At 44.2% G+C, this 1,254-nt stretch carries 1 protein-coding gene; it reads left to right on the forward strand.

Annotated features, from left to right (window positions below; translation table 11 throughout):
* Positions 1 to 108 precede the first annotated feature (108 nt).
* On the forward strand, positions 109 to 1,242 hold the full coding sequence (locus tag EKC99_RS15260) for an IS4 family transposase (RefSeq protein WP_163152654.1): 1,134 nt from the start codon (positions 109 to 111) through the stop codon (positions 1,240 to 1,242).
* The last annotated feature ends 12 nt before the right edge of the window (positions 1,243 to 1,254 follow it).

Raw genomic sequence — 1,254 nt, forward strand, 5'->3', positions numbered from 1 at the left:
CACGTGTGTTGATTAACCAATAATATCCATAAAAACATAGAAAAAAGAGCACTTTTCCTGTAGAATGTAAGTAACCACACAAACAATCCCAGGAAAGAGGTGCTCTTTATGAACAAGCATACCACACTCCCGAATTTGATGCAAAAAATTGTGTCAGACGAAGACATTCAAACCATCACAGAAGCAGTCGGTTATCACGACTCATCTCGTAAATTTACCGTACGTACGTTAATCGACTTTTTCCTTCTCGCTGCTGTCCATGAGTGGAAGAGTTTTCGTCATGGTGCTGATGTGGCGCCCACTTACCAATTGCCGCGCTTTCATTATTCGACGGTGGCAAACAAGGCGAAGGAGATTCCATATGAAATCATGAAGCGTTTGTTTGCACGAATCGTTTCAAAGTGTAATCGCAAAATACGGCGATCTCTTCGATTCCCGAAACCTCTTCGCATTGTCGATTCGACAACGGTGACAGTCGGAAAGAACCGCCTATCATGGGCGCCTTATCATGGGGAACGGTCAGGGATTAAACTGCATGTCGCTTATTCTCCTCAACACCAGTCACCGATGGATGCCATAGAAACAACCGGTCTACGCCACGATGGTCCTGTCGGGGAAGCGTTGACACATCCGAAGCAAATTCTTGTGGAAGATCGGGCGTATTTTAAAATCGAACGGATCGACCAATTTGCCGAAAATGGACAACTTTTTGTCATTCGCATGAAAGAAAATGTAGAGATTCATCGTCGTCACCGTTTACAGCGTCTTGTTTCTTCCGATTCCAATGTCATCGCTGATTTTACTTGTCAGCTAGGAACGAAGCAATGCCGTTCGAAGAAACGTCATCGAGTGGTCATCTTTCGTGATGCCCATGGAAAGGAGATTCGCGTCGTAACGAATGTCTTTGACGTATCGGCAGAAAAGATTGCCGACATGTATCAAGAGCGTTGGGCAGTCGAGGTCTTTTTTCGATGGATCAAGCAATACTTGAATGTACCTACCTTATTTGGGACAACAAAAAACGCCGTCTACAATCAGCTGTTTGCGGCGTTCATTGCCTATGTGTTATTGAGATGGCTATATGACCGAACAGAGAAACGAACGCAAACCACCCTCACGTTCATTTCTTTCGTTCGTCGGGTTTTATTTGGGCAACTTCCTCTCGATTGGAAATCAGAGATGGTATCTGTCTTATTTGAGCATGCCCATTTTTATGGGAGAAGTATTCATAATTTTGGATAATCAACAGCCGTG

The organism is Anoxybacillus sp. MB8 (genome assembly GCF_011006755.1).
In the GTDB taxonomy this organism is placed as follows: Bacteria; Bacillota; Bacilli; order Bacillales; family Anoxybacillaceae; genus Anoxybacillus; species Anoxybacillus gonensis.

Bases quoted from the DNA above. Each gene is read 5' to 3' on its own strand.
- EKC99_RS15260 (WP_163152654.1), top strand. From the start codon at position 109: ATGAACAAGCATACCACACTCCCGAATTTGATGCAAAAAATTGTGTCA.